Origin of the sequence: Bacillus sp. AY2-1, assembly GCF_008368965.1 — a bacterium.
Classification (GTDB): domain Bacteria; phylum Bacillota; class Bacilli; order Bacillales; family Bacillaceae_G; genus Bacillus_A; species Bacillus_A thuringiensis_S.
Genome location: NZ_QPEL01000258.1, coordinates 1 through 683 on the forward strand (window position 1 = coordinate 1; position 683 = coordinate 683).

A 683-nucleotide genomic window follows, 5' to 3' on the forward strand; every position below is an offset into this window, starting at 1 on the left:
TATGATATTAGTTTTATAGGGACTGCTTTTGAAAATCGCCTTGCTTTCATTGATTCAATTGCCGAGTACTTAGCGACTAAAAACACTCTAATTGTAGGGAATAATTGGAATAGATTGAACAGTTATGAATTATTGAAAGAGAAAATCGTACTCTTACCATTTTTGGTTTACGAAAACAATACAGAATATTACAAAAGAAGCAAAATTAATATTAATATACATCGTTCTATTGAGGATTTAACATTTAATAGAAATGAACTAAAAATAAATGCTTGTTCAATTAACAACCGGACATTTGAAATAGCGAGTACAGGCTCTTTTCAAATGACAGATATTCGTTCTGATTTAGAAAATTGTTATATTCCAGGGGTACAAATTGAGACATTTACTTCTTCAGTTGATTTTATAGAAAAAGCAGAAATTTATTTAGCAAATCCAGAAAAAAGAAGGAAAGTTGCGATGGAGGGATTCAAGAGGACACTCATCGAACATACATATGATGAAAGAGTGAAACAGTTGTTAAAAATAATTGAAATCAACTTTAAAAAAGAAAATTAAGTTCTGCAGCAAATTTTTTCATTGAATTTTTAGAATAAAGGTACAAATCAAAAGAATATATGTTATGAAATATACAAGAAATCACATTCGGAATTCATTTTTTGGGTTGCTTTTTCATATTCTAA

The 683-nt window shown here is 28.3% G+C and carries 1 protein-coding gene; it reads left to right on the forward strand.

Translation table 11 applies throughout. From position 1 onward, the window contains the following. On the forward strand, positions 1-558 hold a 558-nt coding region (locus tag DN403_RS30010; protein ID WP_149186076.1), incomplete at its 5' end, for a CgeB family protein. Between the last annotated feature and the right edge of the window lie 125 nt (positions 559-683).